We start from the raw sequence: 21,742 nt of genomic DNA, 5'->3' as shown, positions 1-21,742 counted from the left end.
CCAGGCTTGATCCACACCGGCGGACTACTTCGGCAAGTCGGCCGGAGGGGGCGTGCTGACGGGGCGTCAGGTGTCTCGTGGTTCGAGATCCGCCCCGAATCCGGCGCGTTTTTGGCAACTAGGCCTTGCCGGACGGCCCGGTGTTTCGCAGGCTGGCCACCGCGGGCGGCGCGGGGGTGACCGCCGGCGCACGACATCCACGTACGTACGCACAGCACCCACGCACAGCACCCACGCACAGCACCCGCGCAATCCACCCGCGCACGGCACCGCGCTCACGGCACCCGTGTCCGGCGTCCACGCGCGGCTCGTCCGGGTGCGGCGACATCGGAGAGACATGGTGAAGCAGGAGAGGGCGGTCCGGACGCGCAACGCCGCGGTGCGGGCGGCCGCCTCGGAGTTCTACCGCGCCGGATACGGCGGCACGTCGCTGAAGGCCATCAGTCAGGTCGCCGGCGTCTCCATGGGCGCCGTCACCTTCCACTTCGACAGCAAGGCCGAACTCGCCGAAGCCGTCGCGGAGGAGGGGTGCTCGGCGGTGCGGTCGGCGCTCGAAGACGCGGCCGGCCGCCGCGGCGGCGGGAAGGCCCTGGACGACCTCGGGAGCCTGCTGCTGGAGCTTGCCCGCCTGCTGCGGGACGACGTCACCGTGCGCGCGAGCGCCCACCTGGCCCGGGAACTGCCCGACGTCGAGGACTGGACCACCCTGTGGCACCCCGCGGTGGCGGGGCTGGCCCAGGAGGCCCACGACCGGGGCGAACTGCACGCCCCCGCCGACCCGGCGGGCGTGACGGCCCTGGTCGCGCACCTGCTCTGGGGCGCCGAGGCCACCCTGCGCGGCGCGTACCCGGACGGGCAGGGCGCCGCCCTGGACCAGCTGGAGGCCATCTGGCTCCTCGTCCTGGACGGCATAGGCCCCGGCTAGGCCGCCGCCGCGGGCCGCCCCACGGCTTCGCGGTACCAGGGCGCCGCCGCTGCCAGCCGGGCCAGGGGGCCCGGGCCCGGGGGGCAGGCGGCCAGGGGCCACACCTCGTCGCTGCGGTACCAGTGGTCCCGCGCCAGCAGGGCGAACTGCCGCTCGCTCACGGCCCCCGGCGCGGCCCGCAGCAGGCGCAGGCACTCCTCCCACGCCAGGTCGGCGCGCACCCGCGGCAGCACCCCCAGCTCCGCGAGCTCCGCCAGCAGCTCGCCGCTGCGCACGGGCACGGGATGGCCGGCGTGGAACACCCGCCCGGCCGTCGCCCCGCCGTCCCCCGGCAGGACCGCGAGGGCGGTGAGGAGCCGGGCCAGGTCGCCGACGTCGACCGCGCTGAGCAGGCCCCGGCCGCCGTCCCACCGCCCGGGCACCCGCTCCACGAGCTCGGCGAGGGCCGGGACCACCCACCGGTCCCCGGCGCCCAGCACCAGGCCGGGCCGCAGGACGACGGCTCCCGCCGCCAGGGCGTACGCCTCCCCGGCCAGCCGGGTCCGGCTGGTGGCCGACACCGGAGCCGGCTCCAGCTCGCCGACGGCGGCGCCCCGGTGCGGCCCGGGCCCGTACACCGCGGCCGTGGACAGGTGGACCACCCGGCCGGTCCCGGCCCGGACGGCCTCGGCCATCAGGGCGGCCGTGCCACGGACGTTGACCGCCTCGCACAGCGCCTCGTCCGCGCCCACCACCCCGGCCAGGTGCACCAGTACGTCCGCGCCCTCGCACACCCCGGCCACGGACCCCGGCCGCGCGAGGTCCGCCCGCACCCACTCGGCCCCTCCGGCCGCGCCCGCCCCCGGCGGCCGCCGCCGCCCGACGGCCCGCACGGACACGTCCGGCCGGCGGTCCAGCTCCCGGAGCACCGCCGCCCCGATGAAGCCCGTCGCGCCGGTGAGCACCACCCGCAGCGGGCTCACCGGGGGGTGGCGCGCAGCTGGGCCAGCGTCTGCGGCGTGGCGATGCACGGCAGGAAGTACTTCCACAGCGCGGCGACCCGTTCCAGCAGGTCCACGCGCCCCGTCGCGATCTGCGAGAACAGCTGCGTGCCGCTGTACGCGCCGACCAGGACCTGCGCGAACTCCCGCTCGTCCACCCCCGCCAGCAGCTCGCCCCGCTCCCGCGCCACGACGAGCAGGGCGTGGAACTGCTCCACCCACTGCTGGTAGGCCGTGTCGTCCTGGAGCCCGAACTCGCCCTGCTCGACGGCGAGCCGCACGCCGGCCCGGAACAGGACGTTCTCCTGGAGCTCCCGGCCCACGTGGAAGGTGATGTCGATCAGCCGCTGGAGGCCGTCCTCGCCCGGCGGGAGCTGTACGTAGTCCCCCTGGGCGAGCATGACGGCCCGGGCGAGCTCCACCTTCGAGGCGAAGTGGAAGTACATGCCGCCCTGGGTGACCCCGGCCCGCCCCATGATCATGCTGATGCTCGCGCCGTGGAAGCCGAGTTCGTCGAACGTCTCGGCCGCGGCGCGCAGGATCGCCTCCCGCGTCCTCAACGCACGGTCCTGCTTCAACCCCGCCATGGATCACACCACCAGCCACTCGACAAACAAAACGAACATTCTCTATTTTACGGAGTGGCCGCCGTCGACCGTCAGCGCGGGGGCCGCACACGCACGCAAGTGCACGCAAGGGGGAACATGCTCGTCACCGCCCATGGGCCGATATCCGCCGGAGCGCCGGCGCTGACCACCACGGTGCCCAGGGAATACGTCCACCGCGCCGCCCACTGCGAGGTCTTCCTCACGGGCTGGCGGCGCACCGGTACCCACGACTTCACCATCACCGCCCAGTGGCCGCGCAGCCACAGCTTCTACACCGCCACGGCGGGGCTGCACGATCCGCTGATGCTCTGCGAGACCGTGCGCCAGACCTTTCCGCTGCTGCTGCACACCGCGTACGGGACCCCGCTCGGCCACCAGCTGAGCTGGTCGCGGTTCGGCTACGCCCTCAACCCGCACGCGCTGCACGTCGGCTGGACGCCCGCCGAACTGGAACTGCGCGTCACCTGCTCGGAGTTCAGCCTCCGCAGGGGCATCCCCGCCGCGGTCTCCCTCGACATCGCCGTCTTCCGCGACGGCGTCCAGATCGCCGTCGCCGACACCCGTTTCGGCTGCATCGCCCCCGCCGTCTACCGGCGGGTGCGCGCCGAACGCTCGGACGTCCGGCGGGTGTTCGCCGCCGTGCCCGGCCCGGTCGCACCCCTCGCCCCGGCGCTGGTGGGCCGCGACAACGTACGCGACGTCGTGCTCGGCCGCGAGGAGGGCCCGGGCCGCTGGCCCCTGCGGGTGGACACCGCCCACCCCGTCCTCTTCGACCACCCCGTGGACCACGTCCCCGGCATGGTCCTGCTGGAAGCCGCCCGCCAGGCCGCCCACGCCGTGCACCCCTCGGCGCAGCCGGTGCTGCCGACGTCGATGGACGTCACCTTCCACCGCTACGTCGAGTTCGACTCGCCCTGCCTGATCGAGGCCCGGCCCGCCACGTCCCCCGGATCGTCCCCGGGGACCCTGCTGGTCGACGCCGTCCAGGAGGGGGAGGCCGCCTTCACGGCCGAGGTCACCGTCGCGCCCGCCCCCTGACCGGGCCGCCGCCGGGTCCGCCCGGCCGCCCGCTCCCGCACCGCCCCCCGCCCCCGGTCGCCCGCGCGCCGGGGGCGGGACTAGCGTGGAGGGACGTACGGCAGCGGGAGGCCGGGCATGACGAGACGGCGGTGGCGCGGCGCGGCGGTGGGGGCGGCCGCGGTCGGTCTGGTGGTGGTCCCCGTCGGCGTCGGGGCCGGCTACACCTGGGAGGCCCCGGTGCCCGCGGCGCCCGTGGCCGTCGGCGCTCCCGCGTCCGACGAGTTCCCGCGGCTCACGCCCGCCGTGGCGGCCCGGCTGGACGAGGCCGTCCGGAAGGTGCTCGAGGAGACCGGGGTCCCGGGCGTGGTCGTCGCCCTCTCCGCCCCCGGCAAGGGGGAGTACGTACGGGCCTTCGGGACCGCCGACAAGTCGACCGGGGCGTCGATGCGCGCCGACGTGAACCAGCGGATCGGCAGCGTGACGAAGACCTTCACCGTCACCGCCCTGCTCCAGCTGGTCGACGCGGGAAGGGCCGGGCTGGACGACCCCGTGGGGAAGTACGTCGCGGGCGTGCCGAACGGCGACCGGATCACCCTGCGCGAACTGGCCGGGATGCGCAGCGGGCTCTACAACTACTCCGAGGACGAGGGGTTCTTCAAGGCCCTCACGGCCGATCCCCGGCGCCCCTTCACCCCGCAGGAGCTGCTGTCGTACTCCTTCCGGCATCCGGTGCTGTTCGAGCCGGGCGCGGAGTTCGACTACTGCAACACCAACACGATCCTGCTGGGGCTGGTGGTGGAGAAGCTGAGCGGGATCCCCCTGAACCGGTACGTCGAGGAGCGGGTGGCCGGGCCCGCCGGGCTGCACCACACCCTCTTCCCCACGGACGCGCGGTTCCCGGAGCCGCACGCGCAGGGCTACACCGACCAGACCGCCTCGGGGAAGACCGAGGAAGCCACCGACTGGAACCCCTCCTGGGGCTGGGCGGCCGGAGCGATGATCTCGGACCTGCCCGACCTGCGGAGCTGGGCGAAGACCCTGGCCACCGGCACCCTGCTGACCCCCGCCACCCAGGCGCAGCGGCTGAAGGTGGTCGAGGCGCTGCCCGGCGCCGGCTACGGCCTGGGCGTCTTCGACGTCCAGGGCTGGATCGGGCACAACGGATCACTGCCGGGCTACCAGGACCTGGTGGTCTACCTCCCGCAGTCGCGGGCGACGCTGGTGGTCATGCTGAACACGGACGTCGCCCACGAGGGCAACGAGCCCAGCACGCTGTTCGGCGAGGCGATCACCAGGACCGTCACTCCGCGGCACGTCTTCTCCCTGCCGGCCCAGCCCGTCACCGGGCACTGACGCGCCTTCCCCCGGACCCCGCTCCCCCGCGCCCGCGCACAATGGACGCCGGCGCGCGAACGGATCGAGGAGAGAAGCATGTTCGGCAAGGCGGAAACCCAGGGCGGCGACGGCGCGGGCGGCACGGTCACGGACGAGGGCTCCGGGGTCGTGCTCCGGGTGGCGGGGGAGGCGGACCTGGACACGGCCGCGGAACTCTTCCGCGGCTACCTCGACTTCTACGAGGTGGGCGTCGAGGACGCCGGCGCTCCGCGGGAGTTCCTCGCGGAGCGCATCGCCAGGGGGGAGTCGCTGGTCCTGCTCGCCGACGCGCCGGGGATCCCCGGCACCGTCGGGTTCGCGCAGGTCTACCAGGCCTTCTCCTCGCTCACCCTGCGCACGGCGTGGATCCTCAACGACCTGTACGTGGCCCCGGCCGGCCGCCGTACCGGTGCGGGCCGGGCGCTGCTGCGCGAGGTGCTGCGCCGGGCGCGGGAGGCCGGGGTGGCGGGGGTGCAGCTGGAGACCGCGTACGACAACCTCGTCGCGCAGGGGCTGTACGAGTCCGAGGGTTTCGTGCGCGAGGAGTTCCACGTGTACTTCCACGACCTCGGCTGAAACATTTCCCGGGGGCCGTCGCGTCGATGGGGTGAGACGGACGCGAGGGGGAGTGCATGCGGCAGGGTCGCAGAGACGGGTTCCGCGAGTTCGCGGCGGGCCGGTCGGGTCATCTGTACCGGTCGGCCTGTCTGCTGGCCAGCGGGGACACCCACCTCGCCGAGGACCTCGTACAGGAGACCTTGGGGCGGATGTACCTGCTGTGGGGCCGGATCTCGCGCATCGAGAATCCGGCCGCGTACGCGCAGACGGTGCTGGTCCGGGTCTTCCTGACGCACCAGCGCCGCCGCTCGGCGGGGGAGCGCCCGTTCGGGGAGTTCCCCGGCGCCGACGGGCCGCGGGGCGGCGCGCAGCCGGTGGCGGGCGGTACGGATCCGGCGCTGCGGCTGACGCTGCTGGAGGCGCTGGGGCGGCTGGCGCCCAAGGACCGGGCGGTGCTGGTGCTGCGGTACTGGGAGGACCGAAGCGTCGAGGAGACCGCCGAGGCGATGAAGGTCACCTCGGCGGCCGTACGGACCCGGACCTCCCGGGCGCTGTCCCGGCTGCGGGGGCAGCTGGGCGGCAGCCTCGCCGAGTTCGCGGGCCACTGAGGCCCCGGTGCCGCCCTCCCCGGCGCCGTCCTCCCCCCCCCGCCCTGTCCCTCTCCCCGCCCACCAAGTGGAAGGTCTGGTTCCGCATGCCCCCCATGCCCCTTGAAGACGAGCTCGGCGAAGCCCTCCGGAGCGCGGGTGCCGCCTTCACGCCGGACCCCCAGGCCCTGGCGGCGGCGGGCGAACGGCGCGGCCGCCGGCTCGTGGCCCGCCGCCGGGCCGCCGTGGCCGGGGGCTCCGTACTGGCCCTGGCCCTGGTCGGTACGGCCGGAGCCTGGACGGGCGGCCTGATCGGGGGCGACGGCCGGGGCGAGGCCGCCTCGGCACCCGCCCTGCCCAGCCGGGGACCGGCCCGGCCGCCGGTGGACGGCTCGCGGGAACGGCCGGGCACCGGGGCGGTGACCGCCGCGCAGATGTCGCAGATCCTGAAGTCCCTGCTCCCTGCCGGGCAGTTCACACCGTCCGACAGCCGCGGCACCGACGACCAGGCCCCCATGGCGGCGGGACTCCTCGACGACGGGAAGGGACAGGCGCGCATCGGCGTCCTGCTCACCCGGATCGACCCGGCCGGCGCGATGGCCAGGGAGATGACCACCTGCCCCGACCGCAAGAACGTGGCCTTCGACTCCTGCAAGGAGGAGAAGCTGCCCGACGGCTCCCGGCTCCTGCTCATCCAGTCCTACGACTACGACGACTCCCGCAGATCGGTGAAGGACTGGCGGGCCACCCTCGCCACCCCGCAGGGCCACCTCCTCGACGCCTCGGAGTACAACGCGCCCCAGGGCAAGCAGGCCCGCCCCACCCGCGCCGAACCTCCGCTGGCCATGGACCTGATGAAGGCCCTGGTGCTGTCGGACAAGTGGCGCCCGGCCCTGGAGGACCTGCCGCCCGCACCCGCCGAGGGCGGCTCCGCCAAGGGCCCCGAGGAGGACGCGGAGATGTTCCTGGCGACCCTGCTGCGCGGCACCGAGATCCCCGTCGCCGACAGGGGCGGCGACGGCGGCTACGGCTACGTCGTCCTCGACGACGGCAAGGGCCGCTCCCTGGTCGAACTCCGCGTCCAGAGGGGCGGCACCGGCTTCCCCGCCGACGCCACCGCGCAGGCCGACGGCGTCCGCGCGAAGGTGACGCAGGGCCCGGCCGGCGAGAACGCCCCGGGCGTGGTCCGCTGGTCCGTGGACACCCTGCGGCCCGACGGGAGGCGGATCACGGTCTCCGCGTACAACGCCCCCAAGCAGACGGGCCCGGCGAGCCGTGCCACCCCCGCGCTCACCCTGGAGCAGGTCAGGGAGGTCGCGCTGAACCGGCACTGGAAGGACGCCGGCGCTCGCTGACCGCCCCCGACGGGGGCGGGGCCGGGCTCACTTGGCGTCGGCGTAGCACTCCACCACCGCCGTGGTGAACGGGAAGCGGACCGGGGTGTCCCCGAAGGTGATCCGGCCCGCCCGGTCCCCGGCGGCCCGCACCGCCTCGACGACGGCCTCCGCCTCCTCGGCGGGACAGTGCACGATCACCTCGTCGTGCTGGAAGAACACCAGCTCCGCGCGCATCCCGGCGGTGGCCTGCCGCAGTGCCGCCAGCATCAGCAGGGCCCAGTCGGCGGCGCTGCCCTGCACGACGAAGTTGCGGGTGAACCGGCCGCGGGCGCGGGTGTTGGCGGAGGCGTAGGACGGGGTCCACCCGGTCTCCTCGGAGTCGGCGCGCTCCTGCCCCGGCTCCTGCGGGATCCCGGCCTCGTCGGCCTCGGCGGCGCCGACCGGCGGCGGGCAGGTACGGCCCAGCCAGGTGCGTACGAGCCGCCCCTCCTCGCCGGCGCGGGCCGCGTCGTCCACGTACGCGACGGCGCGGGGGAAGCGGCGGCGCAGCGCGGCCAGGTTCTTCAGGCCGTCCCCGGAGGTCTGGCCGTAGACCGCGCCCAGCACCGCGATCTTGGCCTTGTCCCGGTCGCCGGAGAAGCCCTGGCGGGACACGGCCGTGTACAGGTCCTCGGGGCGCCCGGCCACCTCCATGAACGCCGGGTCCCGGGAGATCGCGGCCAGCACCCGGGGCTCCATCTGGTCGGCGTCGGCCACGACCAGCCGCCACCCCGGGTCGGCGACGACCGCGCGGCGGATCACCTTGGGGATCTGCAGGGCCCCGCCGCCGTTGGTGACCCAGCGGCCGGTGAGGGTGCCGCCGGGGATGAACTCGGGGCGGAAGCGGCCGTCCCGGACCCAGTCCGCCAGCCAGGACCAGCCGTGGGCGGTGTAGATCCGGTACAGCTTCTTGTACTCCAGCAGCGGGGCGACGGCGGGGTGGTCGATCTCCTGGATCGCCCAGCGGCGGGTGGACCCGAGCCGGATCCCGGCCTGCGCGAAGGCCTTGATGACGTCCGCGGGCAGGTCGGGGCGCACCCGGCGGCCGAAGGCGGCGGAGATCTCGTCGGTGAGTTCGGCGAGGCGGCGGGGCTCGCCGCCGCCGGCGTAGCGCTCGCCCAGCAGCTCGGTCAGCAGGGCCCGGTGCACGTCGGCCCGCCACGGCAGGCCCGCCCGGTGCATCTCGGCGGCGACGAGGAACGCGGCCGACTCGGAGGCGGTGAGCAGGCGCAGCCGGTCGGGGTGCGCGGTGGCGGCGATCCGGCGGGCCTGGTCGGCGTGCACGGCGAGCAGGGCGTCGAGGGGGAGCGGCGCGGTGGCCCCGGGGTCGACGTCGAAGAGCGAGTCCTGCGCGGCGGCCCGCGCGGGCTCGGCGGCGCGCTGCGGGGGATCCGGCGGGACGGGCGCGTCGTTGAGCCGCGCCCAGGCCGCCGCCGCCGAACGGGGTTCCCCGGACCGGCCCTCGTGGGCGAGGAGCAGCAGCTCGGCGTCCTCGATGTCGTAGCACCGCTCGACGCGGGTGCCGGCGGCGAGGACGCGGGGGTACACGGCGGCGGTGGACCGCCAGATCCAGCGGGTGCCGGGGGGAGCGCAGCGGACCGCCTCCGCGGGGGTGGCGGTGGTGACGCGTTCCGCACCGGGGTGCAGGGGCGTGGCGTGCCACTGGCCGCCGGCGGTCTCGGCGAGGGCCCAGGGGGTGGTGGGGTGGTCGCTCACGGGTGCGAGTGTCCCACCGGGGTCTGACAGTGCCGGTGCCCTGGCCGGGCGGGTCGGCGCGCCGCTGCGCGGGGCCGGCCCCTCCCCGCCCTTCGCCCGTTCCCCGGGACTCCGCCCCGGCCCCCGCGCCTCAATCGCCGGCGGGGCTGAAATCAGCCCCGCCGGCGATTGAGGCGCGGGCGCGGTAGCGCCGTGCGCTGACCCGCACCGGCGCGCAGCGCCGGCCCCCGGGCCGCGCCCGGCGCGCAGCGCCAGCGCCCCAGCCCCGTCGGCGTCTGAGGCGAGAACGGGTGAAGGGCGGGGAGGGGAGCAGCCCGCGCAGCGGCACAGCCGGCCGCACGGGCCCACCCGCCCCGGCCACGGGAACCGCCCCGACCCGCGTCGGGAACGGCATGCAAAGCTGAAGGGGTGAGTCAGAGTGCCGAGACCGTCGACCGGGCCTTCGCGGCCGCCCTCTACGCCCAGGACGACGCCGGGCTCGACGTCGGGGCGTCCGTGCTCGCCGCCGACGGCGCGGCCTGGGGCGGGGTCGGGCGGGAGCTGCTCGCGCGCGGGGAGGCGTACGTACGGCAGGCGTGGGAGCGGGGGTGGCGCCCCGCCGACGTGCTGCGGCTGGTGCGCCGGGACCTGGACGCCGTGCACCTCGCCGTCGCCGGGGACGTGATCGCCGCCGAGGCCCGCCGGTACGCCCGGCTGCCCGAGGGGTGGGGCGCGGCGCAGGTGTGGTGGCCGGCGGACGAGGAGTACGCCGAGCGGCTCGCGCGCCGCGAGCGGGCGGACCGGTTCACCCTGGCCACCGCCGTCCTGGAGCTGTACCGGCTGCTGGTCCGGCTGCCGTCCATCGAGCCGGTGGGCCCGGTGCCCGGGGACCCCGCCGGGGACCTCGCGGAGCACGCGCACATCGAGCCCCGCATGCTCGGGCGGATCCGGGCGCTGCTCGCGAAGGCCGAGGCGACGACCTACCCCGAGGAGGCCGAGGCGCTCAGCGCCAAGGCGCAGGAGCTGATGGCCCGGCACACGGTGGACGAGGCGCTGCTCGCGGTGCGTGGCGGTGCTCCGGCACAGGTGCCCGGCGCCTGCCGGATCGGGGTCGAGCCCCCGTACGAGGAGGCCAAGGCGGTGCTGCTGGACGCGGTGGCCACCGCCAACCGCTGCCGTGCGGTGTGGAACGGCGCCTTCGAGTTCTCCACCGTCGTGGGCTTCGAGAGCGACCTGGAGGCCGTCGAGCTGCTGTACACCTCGCTGCTCGTGCAGGGCACGGCCGCCATGACCCGGGCGGAGGCCGCCCAGCGGGCCGGCGGGCGCAAGCGGACCAAGACCTTCCGGCAGTCCTTCCTGCTGGCCTACGCCAGCCGTCTCGGCCGCCGGCTCGCCGAGACCGCCGAGCACACGGCCACCGAGGCCCCCGACTACCTGCCCGCCCTGGTCGCCCGGGACGTGGCGGTCGGCGCGCGGGCCGAGGAGATGTTCCCCCGGACCACGACCACCCGGCTGCGGGGCGCCACCGACCACGCGGGCTGGGAGGACGGCACGGCGGCGGCCGACGCCGCCCACGTCGGCGGGCGGCGCCCGTCCCTGCCCTAGGGGGTGTCCTCCGTGCGCAGGGCGCGGGCCTCCGACTTGAGGATGCGGGCGGACCTGCCCAGCGAACGGGCCATGTCCGGCAGCCTCTTCGAGCCGAAGACCAGCAGGGCGACCGCCAGGACGATGAACAGGTGCCAGGGTTCGAGGCCGTTGCGGAGCATCGGGTGCCCCCCTTTCGCGTAGCGGGTGCGGCCCATGGAACAGGGGCGCCCCCGTACTCCGCAAACCTGAAGGAAACCTGAAAAGCCGGTACGAAAGGCTACGCTCGACGCCATGAGCTGGCTGCGCGCGCTGAGGGACACCGCGCGCGCGGGCATGAAGGTCGAGCGGACCCGCCTGGAGCCCCTCGTCGCCCTCCGGGCCGCCGTCGGGCTCGCGGTCGTCATCGCCGCCGGGCTGGCGCTCCTCGGGCCGGGCGCCGCGGCCAGTTCCGCGTTCGGGGCGTTCATGGCGGCCGTGGCCACCTTCCAGCAGAGCTGGCGCCCGCGTCCCGTACTCGCCCTCGCCTCCGGGCTGACCCTGGCCGTCTCCACCTTCACCGGGTACCTGGTCGGGTCCGCCGACGTCGGGCTGTTCCTGCCGATGCTCGCCGTCTGGTCCTTCGCGGCGGGGCTGATGTGGGCGGCCGGGCCCACCGCCGGGATCATCGCCTCCGGCAACGTCGCGATCATGCTGGTCACCGTCACCCTGCCGACCTCCGTCCCGCAGGCGGCCGGGCACGCCGCGATGATCGCCGCCGGCGGGGTGGTGCAGGCCCTGCTGATCGTGCTGTTCCCGGTCCGCCGCTGGGGCGCCCGGCGCGACGCCCTGGCCGACGCCCTCGCCGCCGAGGCCGACTACGCCCGCCGGCTGCGGCACGACCCCGTCAGCTCCTTCGACCCCGAGCCGCTGATGAAGGCCCGCGACGCGGCCGCCGTCACCGTCCGGCAGGCCCGGCGGCGGCCCGCCGAGCTGCACGGGGCCCGGGGGCTCGCGGAGCGGGTCCGGCCCGTGCTGGCCTCCCTCGCCGACCCGGCCGTCGGCGCCCCCGCCGAGGGGCCGGCCCGCGACCGGGTGCGGGAGCTGCTGGACGCCGCCGGGGCGGTGCTGGACGCCGCCGCGCACGCCATCCGCCACGGGGACCCCGTACGCCTGCCCGCGCCGGCGCTGGCCGTGCTGAAGGCGCCCGACCTGCCGGAGGTGTTCACCGGCGCGCCGCTACGGGCCGCGCGCAGGCTCGCCGCCCTGCTGGACGACGTACTGGAGACGGCCGAACCGGGCTCCGGGCGCACCGCCGACCCCGCCGAGGCCATGCTGCGGCCCACCGTGCCCGCCCTGGTGCCGCTGGCGCTGAAGGCCGTACGGGCCGAGCTGCGGCCCGGCTCGCCCGTGCTGCGGCACGCCGTGCGGGTGACGGCGGCGGCGTGCGCGGGGTACCTCGTGGGGCACGCGCTGCCGTTCGGGCACGCCTACTGGGCGCCGATGGCCTCGGTGATGGTGATGCGGCCCGACTTCACCCAGACCTGGTCCCGCGCCGTCGCCCGTTTCGGCGGCACCCTCGTGGGGGTGGGCGCGGCCACGGCGGTGGTGCAGCTGGCGCAGCCGGGCATGTACCTGTCGGGGCTGCTGGCCGTCGTCAGCGCGGGCCTGATGTACGTGCTGATGCGCACCGGGTACGCCGTCACGCAGGTCTTCGCCTCCGCGTACGTGGTCTTCCTGCTCGGCATGGGCGGCGTCCGCTGGGACCAGACGGTGCCCGACCGGATCGCCCTCACCCTCGTCGGCGGGGTCCTCGCGATGCTGGCGTACGCGCTCTACCCGGCCTGGGAGACCCCGCGGCTGCGCACCCGCCTCGCCGACTGGCTCGCCGCCGACGGGCGGTACGCGGCGGCCGTGCTCGAGCAGTACGCCGACCCTGCCGGGGCCCGGCGCGCGGACGTGCGTCAGGCGCTGCTGGAGGTCCGGGACGCCCGGCTCGCCTGGCAGGAGGCGCTCGCGCGGGCGGAGGGTGAGCCGGTGCGCCACCGGGGCCTGTCCCGGGCGGCCGCCGAGGGGGCGGGGGACGCGCTGGCGGCGCTGGGCCGGGGCGCGATGCTGCTGGAGGCCCACCTCCCCGACCACGACGGCGAGCCGGTGCCGGGGGCCGCGGAGCTGGCGCGGGCGGTGCGGGAGGCGACCGGGGCGGGGGCGAAGGCGGTGCGGGAGGGCGGGGTCCCGCGGTGGGACGGGGTGCGCGAGCTGCTGGCGGACTGGGAGGCCTCCGGTCCGGGCGTGCTGCGCGGGGCCGCCGGCCAGCTGCGGGAGTCGCTCGAGGAGGCGTCGGAGGCACTGCGCCCCTGACCAGGGCCCCGCGCCGGTGAAACGGAGTGCCGGGGTCCTGAACCGCCACCAATGGTGATCAACAGTGACGGTCGGAACACCCCGCGTGCACGTGCATCTGCCCATGCATGCGGTGGTGAACACAGCTATGATCCGGTGCAGTTGACATCTGCTATCGGGGGCTTCCTGTGGACCACGCGTACAACGGGATGGCAGCTGCAGAACTCACTTCCCTGTACGAGCTGACCTGGCAGAAGAGCAGACACAGCAACTCGCAGGGATCCTGCGTGGAGTTCGCCAGACTGCCCGGGGGCGATGTCGCCATGCGCAACTCGCGCTTTCCCGACGGACCGGCGCTCGTCTACACGCCGGCCGAGATAGAGGCGCTGCTGGCGGGCGTCAAGGACGGCGAATTCGACCACCTGGTCGGCTGACGGAACGGCGCAAAGATCACGCCATGCACGTGCACCGGCCGGGACCGATCGCAGTGATCGGTCCCGGCCGGTGGTCCGAAAGAGCGCCCCGGGGGCGTGGCGCGCGGCGGCTCAGGCCCCGGAGCGCGGGTCCTGGAGCATGAACAGCGCCCAGACCACCTTGCCGGTCAGCCGCCCCGCGAGCGGGTGCCAGCCCCAGCTGTCGCTGTAGGCGTCCACCAGGAACAGCCCCCGCCCCGACTCCAGGTCGCAGTTCTCGTCGGTGCGCTCGGGCGCGAAGGATCCGCCCGGCCGGTCCTCGCTGGGGTCCCGCACCGCGCACACCAGCCGCGTGCTCCACCGCATCAGGTGCAGCCGTACCGGCGCCTCCGGTTCGCCGGACGGCCGCGCCTCGTCCGGCAGGGCGTGGCGCAGGGCGTTGGTGACGAGTTCGGAGACGACGAGCGAGACGTCGTCGAAGCGGTTGTCCAGGTCCCACTGGGAGAGGGTCGACCTGGTGAAGGAGCGGGCGCCGCGCACCGCGTCGAAACGGGCCGGCAGGGCGCAGGAGGCGGAACCGGAGACAGCCGTGGGGTCGACCGGGGGCAGCCCCTGCCGTAACGGCTCGAGCATGACCGATCCATTCGTCCCCATGCGAGGCACTCCCGGGATTCGCGGGCGAAGCGGGCGGCTCCGTCCAAAGAGAACTGCGGGGTGGGTCCCGCGCCGGCGCGAAGAGCACGCAGGTGCGCGGCACCATCGTTCCGAATGCCGAAGCCGGATGCAAGGGCAGATGCACGTGCACGCGCCCGACCCGTCCACTCACGTGACGGTTCTTGCTCATTTCTTCCTACGCATACTTACGGACTTCTTTTCCGGGACGCCGGATTCCGTTACAGAACGAGTACGGGCCGATGCGTTTTGGTGGCAGACTGCGGCACCGGGGTACGGGGGTCCCGACGAGGCACGCGCACACCACGCGCACACCATTGCGATGGGGAGGGCAGTACTAGTGACCGCAGAAGCCAGCGGTTCTGTGGTGCGCCGCATCCTCCTGGGCTCACAGCTCAGGCGACTCCGAGAATCCCGCGGCATCACCCGTGAGGCGGCCGGCTACTCGATCCGCGCATCCGAATCGAAGATCAGCCGCTTGGAGTTGGGAAGGGTGAGCTTCAAGGCCAGGGACGTGGAGGACCTCCTGACGCTCTACGGGGTCACCGACGGCGCCGAGCGGGAGTCCCTGCTCGGCCTGGTCCGAGAGGCGAACGCGGCGGGCTGGTGGCACAGCTACGGCGACGTGCTGCCCGGGTGGTTCCAGACGTACATCGGACTGGAGGGGGCGGCCTCCCTCATCCGCATCTACGAGGTCCAGTTCGTCCACGGCCTGCTCCAGACCGAGGCGTACGCCCAGGCCGTCGTGCGCCGCGGCATGCCCGGCGCGAGCGCCGCCGAGATCGACCGCCGCGTCGCGCTGCGCCTGGAGCGCCAGAAGGTGCTGGTCTCCGAGAACGCCCCCGTCTTCCACGCCGTCCTCGACGAGGCCGCGCTGCGCCGCCCCTACGGCGACCGGGACGTGATGCGCGGTCAGCTCGAACACCTCATCGAGATCAGCCAGCGGCCCAACGTGCGGCTCCAGGTGATGCCTTTCTCCTTCGGCGGACACGCGGGAGAGAGCGGAGCCTTCACCCTGCTGCGCTTCCCCGAGTCCGACCTCCAGGACATCGTCTATCTGGAACAGCTGACCAGCGCGCTCTACCTGGACAAAGAAGAAGAAGTGGCCCAGTACGCGCGGGCGATGGAACGGCTCCAGGCCGACTGCCCGGATCCGGGACAGACCCGCGATCTCCTGCGCGGACTCCTCCAACTGTCTTGAACCGCACGTACTATGACGTCTGATCAGTGCATGAAGATGACCGATCGGTCTCCGGTGCAGCGCAAGGGTGCGCGCTCGCAGTAAGGGATGGCATGTCCATATTCACCGACCTGGCTCACCAGTACATCGACGGCGAATGGCTGGCCGGCACCGGTTCGTGGGACATCATCGACGTCAACCCCTACAACGGGGAGAAGCTCGCGGCCGTCACCGTGGCCACCGTCGAGCAGGTCGACCGGGCCTACCGCGCCGCCGAGCGGGCCCAGCGCGACTGGGCGGCCACCGGACCCTACGCGAGACGCACCGTCCTGGAGCGCGCCCTGCGGATCACGGAGGAGCGCCACAAGGAGATCGTCGAGGCGATGATCGACGAACTCGGCGGGACCCGTCCCAAGGCCGAGTACGAGGTCCACCTCGCGATGGAGTTCCTGCGCGAGGCGGTCCAGCTCGCCGTCCGCCCCGACGGCCGCATCCTGCCCTCGCCCGTCGCCGGCAAGGAGAACCGGGTCCAGCGCCTCCCGGTCGGCGTGGTGGCGGTGATCAGCCCCTTCAACTTCCCCTTCCTGGTGACCCTGAAGTCGGTCGCCCCGGCGCTGGCGCTGGGCAACGCGGTCGTGATCAAGCCCAACCAGAACGCCCCGGTCGCCGGCGGCGGGATCATCGCCAAGATCTTCGAGGACGCGGGCCTGCCGGCCGGACTGCTGAACGTGCTGGTCACGGACATCGCCGAGATAGGCGACGCGATCCTGACCCACCCCGTCCCCAAGGTCATCTCCTTCGCCGGCTCCGACCGCACCGGCCGCCACGTCGGCTCGGTCGCCGCGCGCCACTTCAAGCGCACGGTCCTCGAGCTGAGCGGCAACAGCGCCCTGGTCGTCCTCGACGACGCCGACGTCGACTACGCGGTGGACGCGGCCGTCTTCAGCCGCTTCGTCTTCCAGGGCCAGGTCTGCATGGCCGCCAACCGGATCCTCGTCGACGCGAGCGTGGCCGAGGAGTTCACCGAGAAGTTCACCGCCCGCGTGCGCGCCCTGAAGACCGGGGACCCCCGCGAGGCCGACACCCACATCGGCCCGCTCATCAACTCCTTCCAGGCGGACGCGCTCACCGCGCTCGTGGACCGCGCCGTCGAGTCCGGGGCACGGGCGCTCGTACGGGGATCTACGCGCGGCAACCTGGTCGAGCCGACCGTCCTCACCGACCTCCCCGAGGACTCCCCGCTGCTGGGGCAGGAGATCTTCGGGCCGGTCGCCCTGCTGGTGGTCTTCGACGGGGAGGAGGAGGCCGTACGCCTGGCCAACGCGACCCCGTACGGGCTCAGCGGCGCGGTGCACACCCGCGACGTGGAGCGGGGCGTCCGCTTCGCCCGGCGGGTCGAGACCGGCATGTTCCACGTCAACGACTCCACCATCGTGGACGAGCCCCTCTCGGCCTTCGGCGGCGAGAAGGCCTCCGGTCTGGGCCGGCTCGGCGGTGAGGCCACCGTGGAGGCCTTCACCACCCAGAAGTGGATCTCGGTCCAGCACGGCCGCACCCAGTTCCCCTTCTGACCTTTTCCACCCAGAGCTTCTGACCTTTTCCACCCAGAGCGGGGTTGCGGACAGAACCTGACCGCAAGGCTCCGTAGCGTGTTCCTTGTCAGCGGGGAGAGCCCCCGCACAGGGGACGAAGAGGTGGATGGTCATGGCGGAGATTTCCGGTGAGGTCCTGGGCGACGAGCGCGGCACCCTGCTCGCCTTCATCGAGTCCCAGCGCGCGGCGGTGCGCGAGGCGGTCGCGGGTCTGACCGAGGAGCAGGCCGCCAGCCGCCCGAGCGCCAGTGAGCTGTCCCTGTCCGGCCTGCTCAAGCACGTGGCCGAGGTGGAGCTGGGCTGGCTCCGGATGGCGCAGCAGCGGGACAACGAGGTCGCCGGCGCCCGCGAGGACTACTCCGAGGGCTTCCGGCTGACCGGCGAGGAGACGATTCCGGCGGTCCAGGCCTTCTGGGACGGGGTGACCGAGGAGCTGACCGCCTTCGTCGCCGACCTGCCCAGCCTGGACCAGACGTTCCCGCTGCCGCCGGCCCCGTGGTTCCCCGAGAACGGCAAGGTCTCCATGCGCTGGATGCTCCTGCACCTGATCGAGGAGTTCGCCCGGCACGCGGGTCACGCGGACATCATCCGCGAGAGCCTGGACGGCACCAAGGCGATGGGCTGACCCCGGCGGTCCCGGCTTCCCGGCTTTCCCCGGGACACGGGCTTGCACCTCACGCGGCGTGAGGAACCACAGTGGAGGGCGTACCCCACCGGAAGGAGCGGAAGGCGATGGGCTACTCCGTGGGCCAGGTCGCCGGTTTCGCCGGAGTCACGGTGCGCACCCTGCACCACTACGACGAGATCGGGCTGCTCTCCCCGAGCGGCCGCAGCGGCGCGGGACACCGGCGTTACGACGACGCCGACCTGGACCGGCTGCAGCGGATCCTGTTCTACCGGGAGCTCGGCTTCCCGCTCGACGAGGTCGCGGTCCTGCTGGACGATCCGCACGCGGACCCGAGGGAGCACCTGCGCCGGCAGCACGCCCTCCTGTCCGAGCGGATCGGTCGGCTCCAGCAGATGGCCAAGGCCGTTGAGCACGCCATGGAGGCGAACAAGATGGGCATCAACCTCACGCCCGAGGAACGGTTCGAGGTCTTCGGCGACAAGGACCCCGAGCAGTACGCGCAGGAGGCCGAGGAGCGCTGGGGCGGCACGGAGGCCTACGCGGAGTCGCAGCGCCGGGCCGCCGGCTACACGAAGGACGACTGGAAGCGCGTCCAGGAGGAGTCCGCCGACTGGGGCGTGCGGTACGCGGCGCTGGTCGCGGCGGGCGAGCCGGCGGACGGCGAGGCGGCCATGGCCATGGCCGAGGAGCACCGGCTGCACATCGGGCACTGGTACTACGACTGCCCGTACGAGATGCACACCTGCCTCGGTGACATGTACGTCGCGGACGAGCGCTTCAAGGCGTACTACGACTCGATGGGTCCCGGCGTCGCCGAGCACCTGCGGGACGCGATCACGGCGAACGCCGTGCGCAACGCGTAGCCGCCCGTAGCAAGGCGTAGCGGAACCTCCACGCCTCCCGCCCCCTCCGGTCCCTGGAACCCGGTGGGGGCGGTGTGCGTTCATAATTGAGACCGCCTGCCAAGTCTCGTCCCCCACCGCAGACGTCCCCCTGATCCAGGAGAGCCCGGAAACGTGGAACCCCTCTACACGCTTGCCCTCGGCCCCGAGTGGCTGTCCCCGGAGTACCTGATCGGGCACTTCGGCCTGATCGGCATCCTGGTCATCGTCTTCGCGGAATCGGGCTTCTTCGCGTTCCTGCCCGGCGACTCCCTGCTGTTCACGGCGGGCCTGTTCGTCGCCAGCGGCGACATCAGCCAGCCGCTGTGGCTGGTCTGCACGATGATCGCGGCCGCCGCGATCCTCGGCGACCAGGTGGGGTACCTGCTCGGCAAGTTCTTCGGCCCGAAGCTCTTCAACCGGCCGAACAGCAAGGTCTTCAAGAAGGAGAACCTGGACGCCGCGCACGACTTCATGGAGAAGCACGGCCCCAAGGCCATCGTGCTGGCCCGTTTCGTGCCGATCATCCGCACGTTCGCGCCCATGGTGGCCGGGGCGAGCGCCATGAAGTACCGGACCTTCCTGACCTTCAACATCATCGGCGGTGTCCTCTGGGGCGCGGGCGTCACCGTCCTCGGCTACCAGCTGGGCCAGTTCGAGGTCATTAAGAAGAACGTCGAGCCGATCTTCATCGGCATCGTGCTGATCTCGGTGATCCCGGTGATCTTCGAGGTGCTGAAGGCCCGCAAGACCAAGAAGGCCGAGGCGGCCGCCGGTCCGGCGCAGCCCGGCTACCCGCAGCAGGACCAGCAGCAGCCGCCGGCCCCCGGCCAGCGCGGCCGCCACGCCAAGCGCTGAGGCCCCGCCGGGCGCCCCGGCCCTGCCGAGCCCCTGGAACCACCCCGTACGCCCCGGAGACGTCCCCGTCCCCGGGGCGTACGCGCATCCGGGGCCGCGGGGCGCCGGAGGGCGTCAGAAGCCGCGGGTGCGCTTCGCCGCCGCCCGGCGCCTGGCCGCGGTGCGCGCGCCCGGGATCCGCATGAAGAGCCGTGAGCCCTCGGAGCCGAGGTTCACCCCGATCGCGATCGCGAGCGCGATGGCGGCGGCGTTGGTGAGCGAGGCGAGCCCCCTGTCGAGCCGGTTCTCGGCGATCGAGAGCAGCCCGTAGTACGTGGCCGAACCCGGCAGCAGCGGCCCGATCGCGGCCGTCACGTACGGCAGGGCGGAGGCGAACCGGTAGCGCGAGAAGAGCTGGCCGAACAGGCCGACCAGGCCGGCGGCGATGGCCGTGGACGGCACCGGCGGCAGCTCGGCGGCGCGCAGCGCGCCGAAGGTCGCCCAGGCGACCCCGCCGTTGAGGGTCACGATCCACACCGTGGAGCGCTCCTGCTGGAGCAGGATCGCGAAGGTGAACACCAGGACCATCGAGGCGAGGATCTGGAGCACGGGGCGGTGCGGGATCTGGAGCACCTCGTCCGGGTTCGGCGAGGGCCCGAACTGGAGGCCGACGTAGATCACCGCGAGGACGCCGACGATGATCCCGATGAAGAGGTACATGACCTCCAGCAGGCGGGCGGAGGCGGTGATGTAGAAGCCGGTGAGCCCGTCCTGCACGGCGGCGACCAGGGCCCGCCCGGGCAGCAGCGCGAACAGCCCGCCGGTGATCACGGCGGAGGCGCGGACGTCGAACTCGGCGATCTTCAGGGCCACGCCGATGGCGGCCGGCGGCATCGCGGCGACGACGAACTGGTAGAACTCGGGCAGCCCGCGGTCGGCGAAGTACCAGGCCAGGCGGTCGCCGAGGACGGCGCCGAGGGCGGCGCAGAAGAAGACGGTCACCCCGCCGCCGACCAGCGTGGAGGCGGCCCCCGCGAGCAGCCCGGCGGCGGCGGTGAGCACCCAGGTCGGGTACGGGTGGCGGTTGCGCCGGATCACGGCGAGCCGGCGGTAGGCCTCCTCCAGGGAGACCTCGACCTCGGGCGTGCTGATGTCGTCGACCAGCCGGAAGACGGCGGCCAGGCGGGTGTAGTCGGTGCCGCGGCGGCGCACGGTGCGGTTCGCGGAGACGGGGTCGCCGACCAGGGAGGGCTGGTAGGTGATGGACAGCAGGGTGAAGGTGACGGTGGGCTCGCAGCGGTCGAGCCCGTAGGAGCGGGCCACCGCGAACATCGCGGCCTCCACGTCCTCGGCGCCCTCGCCGCCCGCGAGGAGCAGCTCGCCGATGCGCAGGGTCAGGTCGAGCACGCGGCCCACGGCGGGGCCGGACTCGCTCTGCCGCTGGGCCGGCTCGGGGACCGGCCGGACGTCCACCGGCATGCGCAGCATCGTGCGCATCCGGTCCTGCCAGGGGGAGGAGGCGGGGAAGCCGGGGGCCGGGAGGGGGGTGTGGGCGGGCGGGGACTGGCTCGCGCTGTAGGTGGCCGGGGCGGCGAAGGCGGAACCCCCGGCCTCGGCGGGGGGCGGGCTGGCGCCCTCCGGCATGGCGAACTCGGACGTGGGCTGGTCCTCGAACGGAACCTCGGGCTCCATGCCGGGCGGCGGAGTGAACGCGCTGCGCGCCTCGTCGGACTTCGGCTTCCGGTCCTCGGGACCGGCTCCTTCGGCCTCCGCCACGCATCCTCCCACCCTTGATCACCTGGCGGTATCAGTATGCGGAATCGTTTCATCCGTGGCGAAGCGAGCCCGTGCCGGCGCCGGGTGGGCCCCCGGGCGGGCCGGGAACGCCGCGGCGGGCGGCACCTGAGGGGTGCCGCCCGCCGCGGGAGGTCCGGAGTACCGGCGGAGCCTAGTGGTGGCCGCCCTGGGCCTCCAGGCGCTTGAACGAGGCCTCGATCTCGGCCTCGGCCTCGGCGCGGCCGACCCAGTTCGCGCCCTCGACGGACTTGCCCGGCTCCAGGTCCTTGTAGACCTCGAAGAAGTGCTGGATCTCCAGGCGGTCGAACTCGGAGATGTGGTGGATGTCGCGCAGGTGCTCGACGCGCGGGTCGGAGGCCGGCACGCACAGCAGCTTGGCGTCGCCGCCCGCCTCGTCGGTCATGTTGAACATGCCGATCGCGCGGCACTTGATCAGGCAGCCCGGGAAGGTGGGCTCGTCCAGGATGACCAGCGCGTCCAGCGGGTCGCCGTCCTCGCCGAGGGTGTTCTCGACGAAGCCGTAGTCCGTCGGGTAGCTGGTCGAGGTGAAGAGGCGACGGTCCAGACGGATCCGGCCGGTCTCGTGGTCCACCTCGTACTTGTTCCGCGAACCCTTGGGGATCTCGATGGTGACGTCGAACTCCACGTCCTGCTCCTCCATGATCAGCTCCGGCCCAGTGCCGAAGCTTGACTGCTTCGAGACGGCATTTGATTCA

The 21,742-nt window shown here is 73.8% G+C and carries 20 protein-coding genes and 1 pseudogene; 14 read left to right on the top strand and 7 right to left on the bottom strand.

All coding sequences use genetic code 11. From position 1 onward, the window contains the following. The first annotated feature begins 337 nt into the window (after positions 1-337). The gene (locus D1J60_RS15975; RefSeq protein WP_125821543.1) at positions 338-925 is read left to right on the top strand and encodes a TetR/AcrR family transcriptional regulator; all 588 of its coding nucleotides are present in this window, start codon (positions 338-340) and stop codon (positions 923-925) included. Here D1J60_RS15975 and D1J60_RS15970 read toward each other — a convergent pair. Further along, positions 922-1,887 carry an NAD(P)-dependent oxidoreductase gene (locus D1J60_RS15970; protein ID WP_241253289.1) on the bottom strand — a complete coding sequence of 322 codons (966 nt, stop codon included), beginning with the start codon at positions 1,885-1,887 and terminating at the stop codon, positions 922-924. The two genes, D1J60_RS15975 and D1J60_RS15970, sit on opposite strands and share 4 nt — an antisense overlap. Next, positions 1,884-2,492 (bottom strand): ScbR family autoregulator-binding transcription factor, encoded by a 609-nt coding sequence (locus D1J60_RS15965; protein WP_125600364.1) that lies wholly within the window; start codon positions 2,490-2,492, stop codon positions 1,884-1,886. Before D1J60_RS15965 ends, D1J60_RS15970 begins: the two co-directional genes overlap by 4 nt. A gap of 117 nt (positions 2,493-2,609) precedes the next feature. On the opposite strand from D1J60_RS15965, the gene D1J60_RS15960 reads away from it, so the two are divergent. The 5 genes from D1J60_RS15960 to D1J60_RS15940 all read left to right on the top strand — a co-directional run bounded on the left by D1J60_RS15960 (position 2,610) and on the right by D1J60_RS15940 (position 7,407). Continuing rightward, positions 2,610-3,551, top strand: a complete 942-nt coding sequence (locus D1J60_RS15960) for a ScbA/BarX family gamma-butyrolactone biosynthesis protein (protein ID WP_241253288.1) — start codon at positions 2,610-2,612, stop codon at positions 3,549-3,551. A gap of 117 nt (positions 3,552-3,668) precedes the next feature. After that, positions 3,669-4,886 carry a serine hydrolase domain-containing protein gene (locus D1J60_RS15955; protein ID WP_125821541.1) on the top strand — a complete coding sequence of 406 codons (1,218 nt, stop codon included), beginning with the start codon at positions 3,669-3,671 and terminating at the stop codon, positions 4,884-4,886. A 78-nt stretch (positions 4,887-4,964) separates the two neighbouring features. Next, a complete protein-coding gene (locus D1J60_RS15950) occupies positions 4,965-5,483 on the top strand; it encodes a GNAT family N-acetyltransferase (protein ID WP_241253287.1) in 519 nt (172 codons plus the stop codon). 56 nt (positions 5,484-5,539) lie between these two features. Then, a complete protein-coding gene (locus D1J60_RS15945; RefSeq protein ID WP_125821540.1) occupies positions 5,540-6,073 on the top strand; it encodes a SigE family RNA polymerase sigma factor in 534 nt (177 codons plus the stop codon). Between the two features lie 95 nt (positions 6,074-6,168). Further along, positions 6,169-7,407, top strand: coding sequence for a hypothetical protein (locus tag D1J60_RS15940; RefSeq protein WP_125821539.1), 1,239 nt, complete (start codon positions 6,169-6,171; stop codon positions 7,405-7,407). A 27-nt stretch (positions 7,408-7,434) separates the two neighbouring features. On the opposite strand, the gene D1J60_RS15935 is transcribed toward D1J60_RS15940, so the two are convergent. Continuing rightward, positions 7,435-9,144 carry a bifunctional 3'-5' exonuclease/DNA polymerase gene (locus D1J60_RS15935; protein ID WP_125821538.1) on the bottom strand — a complete coding sequence of 570 codons (1,710 nt, stop codon included), beginning with the start codon at positions 9,142-9,144 and terminating at the stop codon, positions 7,435-7,437. A gap of 408 nt (positions 9,145-9,552) precedes the next feature. Between D1J60_RS15935 and D1J60_RS15925 the strand changes: the two genes are divergently transcribed. Next, entirely contained in the window at positions 9,553-10,728 is a 1,176-nt protein-coding gene (locus D1J60_RS15925) for a DUF2786 domain-containing protein (RefSeq protein WP_125602654.1), read from the top strand. Here the strand turns inward: D1J60_RS15925 and tatA are convergent. Next, on the bottom strand, positions 10,725-10,889 hold the full coding sequence (gene tatA / locus D1J60_RS15920) for a Sec-independent protein translocase subunit TatA (RefSeq protein WP_125821537.1): 165 nt from the start codon (positions 10,887-10,889) through the stop codon (positions 10,725-10,727). The two genes, D1J60_RS15925 and tatA, sit on opposite strands and share 4 nt — an antisense overlap. Positions 10,890-11,001: 112 nt before the next feature. Here tatA and D1J60_RS15915 point away from each other — a divergent pair, with 112 nt between their 5' ends. Together D1J60_RS15915 and D1J60_RS15910 are read left to right on the top strand one after the other, a co-directional pair. Next, positions 11,002-13,047: an FUSC family protein gene (locus D1J60_RS15915; RefSeq protein WP_125821536.1), complete on the top strand. Its 2,046-nt coding sequence runs from the start codon at positions 11,002-11,004 to the stop codon at positions 13,045-13,047. Positions 13,048-13,214: 167 nt separating this feature from the next. Further along, the gene (locus D1J60_RS15910; protein WP_007264886.1) at positions 13,215-13,460 is read left to right on the top strand and encodes a DUF397 domain-containing protein; all 246 of its coding nucleotides are present in this window, start codon (positions 13,215-13,217) and stop codon (positions 13,458-13,460) included. Between the two features lie 111 nt (positions 13,461-13,571). Here the strand turns inward: D1J60_RS15910 and D1J60_RS15905 are convergent, their stop codons facing one another. Then, a complete protein-coding gene (locus D1J60_RS15905) occupies positions 13,572-14,093 on the bottom strand; it encodes an ATP-binding protein (protein ID WP_125602648.1) in 522 nt (173 codons plus the stop codon). A gap of 340 nt (positions 14,094-14,433) precedes the next feature. On the opposite strand from D1J60_RS15905, the gene D1J60_RS15900 reads away from it, so the two are divergent. From D1J60_RS15900 to D1J60_RS15880, 5 genes and pseudogenes are all read left to right on the top strand, one after another. Further along, a complete protein-coding gene (locus tag D1J60_RS15900) occupies positions 14,434-15,312 on the top strand; it encodes a helix-turn-helix transcriptional regulator (RefSeq protein ID WP_125602646.1) in 879 nt (292 codons plus the stop codon). Positions 15,313-15,404: 92 nt separating this feature from the next. Continuing rightward, positions 15,405-16,862: an aldehyde dehydrogenase family protein gene (locus D1J60_RS15895; protein WP_125821535.1), complete on the top strand. Its 1,458-nt coding sequence runs from the start codon at positions 15,405-15,407 to the stop codon at positions 16,860-16,862. A 127-nt stretch (positions 16,863-16,989) separates the two neighbouring features. After that, positions 16,990-17,508 (top strand): DinB family protein, encoded by a 519-nt coding sequence (locus tag D1J60_RS15890; protein WP_125821534.1) that lies wholly within the window; start codon positions 16,990-16,992, stop codon positions 17,506-17,508. A 107-nt stretch (positions 17,509-17,615) separates the two neighbouring features. Beyond that, complete coding sequence (locus tag D1J60_RS15885) at positions 17,616-18,374, top strand: MerR family transcriptional regulator (RefSeq protein ID WP_125821533.1); 759 nt, start codon at positions 17,616-17,618, stop codon at positions 18,372-18,374. Between the two features lie 153 nt (positions 18,375-18,527). Continuing rightward, positions 18,528-19,181: pseudogene (locus tag D1J60_RS15880) on the top strand (VTT domain-containing protein); the annotation flags it as partial. A gap of 183 nt (positions 19,182-19,364) precedes the next feature. On the opposite strand, the gene D1J60_RS15875 reads toward D1J60_RS15880, so the two are convergent. Then, positions 19,365-21,005, bottom strand: coding sequence for a threonine/serine exporter family protein (locus D1J60_RS15875; RefSeq protein WP_241253286.1), 1,641 nt, complete (start codon positions 21,003-21,005; stop codon positions 19,365-19,367). Between the two features lie 172 nt (positions 21,006-21,177). Next, positions 21,178-21,672 (bottom strand): inorganic diphosphatase, encoded by a 495-nt coding sequence (locus tag D1J60_RS15870; RefSeq protein WP_045946146.1) that lies wholly within the window; start codon positions 21,670-21,672, stop codon positions 21,178-21,180. Positions 21,673-21,742: the final 70 nt, after the last annotated feature.

The sequence above is a fragment of the Streptomyces sp. W1SF4 genome (assembly GCF_003950035.1).
GTDB classification, from domain to species: domain Bacteria; phylum Actinomycetota; class Actinomycetes; order Streptomycetales; family Streptomycetaceae; genus Streptomyces; species Streptomyces racemochromogenes.
The sequence above is the reverse complement of the archived record's forward strand: the minus strand, read 5'-3'. Positions and strand labels throughout refer to the sequence as shown.